Below are 6246 nucleotides of genomic sequence, written 5' to 3'. Positions count from 1 at the left end.
GTCGTGACGCTCGCGGTGACCGGCATTCCGTAACCGGCCAGGATCATCAGCTCGGGCGTCTCATAGCCGAGAAGCGATGCGAGCTTCGGGATCTGCTCGACCGTGGGCCGATGCGTTCCAGCCTCCCAACGGCTAACCGCCTGCTGACGGAAGCCGAGATTAGTCGCCAGCGCCCCTTGGGTCCAGTTGCGATCAACCCTTCCAGTTTGGATGGCGGCCGCTAGCTCCGCATATTTAGGGTCAGTCGACATTGGCACTCATTAAATGAGTATCGATTTCAATTCAACGCTTGATACTCATCAGATGTGTTTGGTCGCCCGCCATTGATAATCGCGCTGAGATGATCGAGTAAGGTGCATGGCTAGCGCGGGTTCATCGCAGGAGACGAATTTCAGCGAGGGGCTCGCGTTCGAGCTCAAATCCTGGCTCGATCCGACCAATCCCCCTCACCTGCAGGTGATCATCCGAACTCTGATCGCCCTGCGCAACCACGGTGGCGGCACGCTTCTGATCGGTTTCAAAGACAACGGGGATCCTCGGGCGGACGACGCGCCCTACGATGTCGAAGCCCAGTACCATCCAGACCATATACAGGAGATGGTTTCGCGCTACGCTTCGGACCCATTCGAGGTGCGAGTCGAGCTGATCGATCGCGGCGGGCGCAAGCATCCAAGGATCGACGTGCCGACGGGGATCCGCACGCCGGTGCGAGTCAAAGCGTCCTTGATGCAGGAGCGCGACGGTGCGCCCGTCGCCCTGCTGACAAAAGGCGAAATCCCGACTCGCACGTTGACGAGCAACGGCCGGCCCAGCACGGTAGCCGATTGCTCAAAAGACGATCTCGATCGGATGATGCAGATCTGCTTCGACAATCGCGAGGCGGACATCGCGCGCTTCATTCGGCGCAATCTCGCAGGCGTCGGACCGGCAATCGCGGAGTTGATGGCGACAGCAGGCCTCGCGCCATCACCGAGCGACGCCCAACTGGCGGCCGAGTTTCTCGACCTGGGTGATCGCCATTTCGCTGAGGAGTATGATCGCCTTCAGGTGCCCGCCCAAATCGCGGAGTTGCGCGGCTGGGGCGGTCGCGAGGTCGCGATGGTCATCAGCCCCGCTCCGGCGGGCTTCCGCGCGAACCACGATTTCCTGCGACGAATGCTGTCTGCGGTTCCCCGCTTGAGCAGTTACCCGCCATGGCTTGATACTGCCGTAGGCGGTCTCGAGAGCGAAGCGAAAGTTCGTCAGGGACGCTGGGAAGCACTGCTCTACGTCACGGGGATGTTCGACGCGCTCACGTTCGAGATGTTCGACCCCACTGGCGATTTCTACGAGCGCCGCCTGAATCTCGTCGACGTCATCGCCCGCCGTAACAAAGTGACCCCGCGTGCCGTCTTAGGCGAGCGGCAGGCCATCACCGACGTCGCCGAGGTTTTCCTAACCGGACTCGCTTTCGCAGGCGCGATGGGCGTTGCCGACCGCGATCACGAGCTGCACTGGGCGTTTCGATGGACGGGGCTTCAGGGCCGGATGGTCGATGCCTGGTTCGCCGGCGGCCCTAGTCGCTACGTCTCGGTGGAAGATACATCCCCAGTTTGCCAGGTCAGCTTCCCGGCCGACACGCCGGCCACCGCGCTCGTTCCCCTCATCGAAGAAACGATGGCGCCGATGTTCGAGATGTTCCGCGGCTACTCGACCCAAACGCAGCAGATCGACGAGATGCTCACGGCTCTCGTCGAGCGGCGCTCGCAATATTGATCGATCGATAGCGGGCCGCCTTGGCCCAAGGTGTCACGACCCCGCCAGCAGCGGGATCGCGGCAGGCGCTCTTACATCTTGAATCGGAGGCCGAATCAGAAAGCCCGACCGATAACGTCATACAGGACCGGATTCACGCTGATCGGCTGAACAGCCAGGCCAGGACCATGTGGCGAGTGTTCGAGACGCCGCAATCGACGGTCTCGGCATAACCACCCTGCCTGATCATGTCCGCCGCGAGGCCGTCGATGCCGGGCAGCTGGTGCGTGTGCTGCCAGCATGGCGCGGTCTGCAGGGTATCGTGCACCTGATCTTCACGACCTACGAGGGCTCGCACCCGCCGTTAGGGCGCAAATCGATCACCTGGCTGACGGCTCGGCGTGACGTCTCATCAAGACGATGAACAGACGGCCGAAGTTGAGTGATTAGACAGGGGCTATGAACGTCGGCATCTGGGTCATACCGTCGGCGGCGCCCATCGTTGTGGCTGTCGCAAGATGCTCCTCGGCCCGCCGGCGAACGACCGCTATCCTCTATCGCCATCCCGGAACCTGTCAGACTTGAAACGGCCAAGCTTGCTCGTCTAACGGCGTCGGCGCTACAGATCGCGAACGTCAGGTTTGATCGGAGGCTGCCGTTCAGCCGCCGCCGCAGGAACGACCGCAAAGTCCCAAAACTCCGCCTTGACTTTTGAATGTGGAAGGGTGCGGCCTGAGCTATCTGTCGATGGTGAAGGCTAAAAGGTTCCCGCGCAACCTATTGAATTTTTCCCTTCTTGGTCGCAACCGCAGTCCCGTGGCAGTTCAGCACGCCACGTCTGATTCGGGCGGTGTGGAAGAAACCATCCTGCTTGATTTATCTTGATGGATCGCAATACTCGGCCATCTCCCCCACCAACCAATCGCGGAAGGATATCAACGCTGCTGTCGGTTCCCGACTACGTAGTCGTGCGAGCCAGTAAGAGCCGGTCGAAACGGCCAGCGTAAACGGCTGGATTAGCCATCCACCCTGCAGTTCGGCCTCGAACATTTCTAGCGGTAGAATGGCGACCCCGAACCCGCGCATCGCGGCCTGTGCCATGAGGGCCGAGGAGTCGAACACCGGGCCGGACAGGCGCTGGTCAGGCAGGCCTGCGGCGGCAAGCCAGGTTAGCCAGTCCTGACCGCGATAGGAGCGCAGGAGCGTCGTATCCTTAAGATCGGCCGGTGCGTGGAGATGCTCGGCAACGGCAGGCGAACAGAGCGGTGACAGGGAAGCCTGCATCAGATGCGTCGCTTCAAGGCCCCGCCACGCACCGTCCCCAAAGCAGATCGCGCAGTCGAGGCTTTCTCCTGCGACATCGACACGGTTGTTGTTGGTCAGCAGGCGCAAGTCGACAAACGGATGCAGTTGCCTGAAGCGCTCCATGCGCGGCAGCAGCCAGCCAAGCGCGAAGGTGCCGACGACACTGACGGTCAACACCTCCTGGCGCACCCCGCGATCGAAGCGATCGATCAAACCTGTCACTTGCTCGAAAGCCGCATTCAGCGTTGGGAAAAGCGCCAAACCCTCATCCGTGACGGCAAGCCCGCGCGACGTGCGGCGAAACAGCTTGGCGCCCAACCGGTCCTCCAGAGCCTTCACCTGATGGCTGACTGCACTTTGCGTCACGCCGAGCTCGTTGGCCGCGCTGGTGAACGACAAATGCCGCGCAGCGCTTTCGAACGCGCGCAGGCCGTTGAGGGACACTGGCCAGGCGCCGCCATGAGAAATTCTCTTGTCCGACACGATTTATGATCCTTTGCCAGTCGAGCATGCTGTCAATATCGTTTCCTTTATCGCGGACCGGCGGCGTGTCGTCATGAGATTTTATGCGCCATCGCGCGCCTGCCGATCCGGTGTCGTTCAGGGTGACGAGGGAGACGGGCATGAGCCGATTGAACATCGTACGGCTTTTGGCGCTGGCAGGTGCCGTCTGCATTTGCGCAAGTTCGGCTACCGCGCAGCAAGGCAAGCAGACTTCGCCCCCCGATGGCGTCATCGACAAGGTCGAAATCTGGCAGGCTCCGACAGGATCGCAGCAAATCGGCATCTGGCCGGGTGCCGTTCCTGACGGAACTTTCCGGCCACAGCCCGCCGAAACCGTCAGGACGTACCACGACGCTGCGGCAACTGGTGGTAAGTCACAGGTCGTCATGAACATCGCAGTTCCGACGATGACCATCATCCCGCCCAAGGAGCCGAGGACGAAGACGGCGGTCATTGTCTTTCCGGGTGGTGGCTTCCAGAAAGTCTTCGTCGGCATGGAAGGCACGGAGATATGCGATTGGCTGGCGGCCAAGGGCGTTGCCTGCATCGTCTCCAAATACCGTGCGCCCGGTGGAAACGACTTCTACGATGCGGAGCAAAACCGCCAGATCACGCCGAAAATTCCCCGTGCATTGCAGGACGCCCAGCGCACTATCCGCCTGGTGCGCTCAAAAGCCGCGGAACTGGGTATCGATCCCCACCGCATCGGTGTTCTGGGCATGTCTGCGGGCGGCTATCTGGTCGCGCAAACCAGCAACATCCTTGCGCCGACCTACCGCCCAGTCGATGCCATCGACGGGATCAGCAGCCGACCGGACTTCGCTATCGCGCTCTATCCAGGGCATATTTGCAGAGATCACGGAGCGTTTGATCCAAAGCTAACCGTGTCCAAAGCCGCGCCCCCGCAGTTCATCGTCCAGACCTGGGACGACGAGATCGATCCCGTCTGCAACAGCCTGATGTATGCGTCCGCACTCAATAAGGCCGGTGTCCCCACCGAATTGCACCTGTTCGCGCGTGGGGGACATGCTTTTGCTCTCCGCCATCCGAATGACCCGGTCGGCAAGTGGCCGGAACTGGTCGAGCTGTGGCTCAGGCAAATCAACATGCTTTAGCTCCGGCTCCACGACCAGCGCCTTCGCGGCACGGCGCTGGCACCCTGCCCGCCTCGCCATGGACAAAGGCTTTCGACCATGAACTTTACAAGACGATCTATTGCCTTGGGCATGCCGGCGCTGCTGTGCTGGCCCGCGCTCGCCCGGTGCGCCACAGCCAATCCAATCGCCGAGTATGAACACACAACCGGGGGGCGGATCGGTGTCCATGCTTTGAACGTCACGACCGGCCAGACACTTTCATGGCGTGCGGACGAGCGCTTTATCATGTGCAGTTCCTACAAGGCATCGCTTGTTGCGTTCGTGCTGGCTCGGATCGACCGCGGCCAAGAGAAGCTGGACGCGCTCGTGCCCTATACCGCGCAGGATACGCTCGGGTTGTGGGGGCCCATCGCAAAGGAAAACCTCGCCAAGGGCGCGATGACAGTCGCGGCGATGTGCAAGGCCGCTGTGGAAATCAGTGATGGGGTGTGTGCCAACATGCTGTTGGCGCGGTCAGGTGGCCCCGCTGCACTGACCGCATTCCTGCGCTCTATTGGCGACACGACGACGCGGGTCGATCATTTCGAGCCAGCGCTCGACCGAGTGCCGTCAGGCGGGCCTGATGACTCGACAACGCCGGCGGCGATGGCCAGCACGCTCCAGAAGGTGGTCTTGGGCGATGTGCTGGCAGCCCGATCGAAGGGGTTGCTCACGCGCTGGCTGATCGGCAATCAGACCAACCCCCGATTGCGCGGCGGGCTGCCCCAAAGCTGGCGGATCGGCAACAAGACCGGGCACAGTGGCCGGGATATGGCTGGCGACATTGCCGTCGCTTGGCCCCATCCTGGAATGCCGATCGTCATCGCGGTTTATACCCGTGGAGGAAGACCCACCGAGGCGCAGTTCGACAAGGCCTTTGCCGGCATCGGCAGACTTGTCGCATCCACACTGGTCTGACATCGCGCGGCACTCGGTGAGGCCGCGCTCAGACAGAATACCTGCGCGTGTCTCGCTAGCGAAGCCTGCAACAGGGCGCGCTCCTATCGCGCTTCGTCGACCTCGTAGAACATCGGGTTGCGCATCCATTCACGGATAGCGGATTCCCGCCAGCCGGTGCAGCGCATGGCGATCCGGACCTGCTTTGGGAACGTGCCCGCCTGGATCTTGCGATAGAGGGTCGCGCGGGTCAGGCCGGTGCGATCGAGGACGGCGTTGAGGCGCAGAATACGGTCCGGGGGCTGTTCGGTCATGGCTTGGTCTTCCTGTGCTGTGGTAGGTTTTCTTGCTCCTTCGCTGTGAGATTTGCTGGTCTGCGGTCGGCGTCAAGAGTGCCGAAAACGGTACCAATACGCTGAATCTACGCCATTTGACCCCATGGTGTCCGATCTTACCCCAGCGTACGAAAAAGAAATTTTATGGTCGTGCAGATTGTGTCTCAGGCCGTCTCGACCTGATCGCGCTCTCCTTCCGCTGCGCTCCAGCCGAGCCGGCACTGCCGTCTCGTCGGTCTACCGGTACGATCGCTGACATTTGGCCCGGCCATGCAGGCCGGTCCTGTCGATCCGCCTCTGGCTACCCTCCGATCGTCGCCGCGCTTTGGGTGCGC

General features: G+C 61.7%; 7 protein-coding genes. 3 read left to right on the top strand and 4 right to left on the bottom strand.

The features are described 5' to 3' along the window. Positions 1-251: helix-turn-helix transcriptional regulator (locus H926_RS30140; protein WP_158442046.1), on the bottom strand; the 251-nt coding region annotated here is incomplete at its 3' end. Positions 252-357: 106 nt separating this feature from the next. Here H926_RS30140 and H926_RS0123060 point away from each other — a divergent pair. Continuing rightward, a complete protein-coding gene (locus H926_RS0123060) occupies positions 358-1755 on the top strand; it encodes a helix-turn-helix domain-containing protein (protein WP_022678343.1) in 1398 nt (465 codons plus the stop codon). A gap of 133 nt (positions 1756-1888) precedes the next feature. Here the strand turns inward: H926_RS0123060 and H926_RS35625 are convergent, their stop codons facing one another. Then, positions 1889-2062, bottom strand: a complete 174-nt coding sequence (locus H926_RS35625) for a hypothetical protein (RefSeq protein ID WP_371256332.1) — start codon at positions 2060-2062, stop codon at positions 1889-1891. Positions 2063-2610: 548 nt separating this feature from the next. Further along, positions 2611-3522 carry a LysR family transcriptional regulator gene (locus H926_RS0123050; RefSeq protein WP_305809485.1) on the bottom strand — a complete coding sequence of 304 codons (912 nt, stop codon included), beginning with the start codon at positions 3520-3522 and terminating at the stop codon, positions 2611-2613. Between the two features lie 140 nt (positions 3523-3662). Here H926_RS0123050 and H926_RS0123045 point away from each other — a divergent pair, with 140 nt between their 5' ends. Together H926_RS0123045 and bla are read left to right on the top strand one after the other, a co-directional pair. Beyond that, on the top strand, positions 3663-4658 hold the full coding sequence (locus H926_RS0123045; protein WP_202804798.1) for an alpha/beta hydrolase: 996 nt from the start codon (positions 3663-3665) through the stop codon (positions 4656-4658). Between the two features lie 111 nt (positions 4659-4769). Further along, positions 4770-5597 carry a class A beta-lactamase gene (bla, locus tag H926_RS0123040; protein WP_043611171.1) on the top strand — a complete coding sequence of 276 codons (828 nt, stop codon included), beginning with the start codon at positions 4770-4772 and terminating at the stop codon, positions 5595-5597. 83 nt (positions 5598-5680) lie between these two features. On the opposite strand, the gene H926_RS0123035 is transcribed toward bla, so the two are convergent. Continuing rightward, positions 5681-5890: an AlpA family transcriptional regulator gene (locus tag H926_RS0123035; protein WP_022678338.1), complete on the bottom strand. Its 210-nt coding sequence runs from the start codon at positions 5888-5890 to the stop codon at positions 5681-5683. Between the last annotated feature and the right edge of the window lie 356 nt (positions 5891-6246).

Origin of the sequence: Novosphingobium sp. B-7 (genome assembly GCF_000410615.1) — a bacterium.
GTDB lineage: Bacteria > Pseudomonadota > Alphaproteobacteria > Sphingomonadales > Sphingomonadaceae > Novosphingobium > Novosphingobium capsulatum.
Note: the sequence above shows the minus strand (reverse complement) of the source record. Positions and strands in the feature narration are given on the sequence as shown.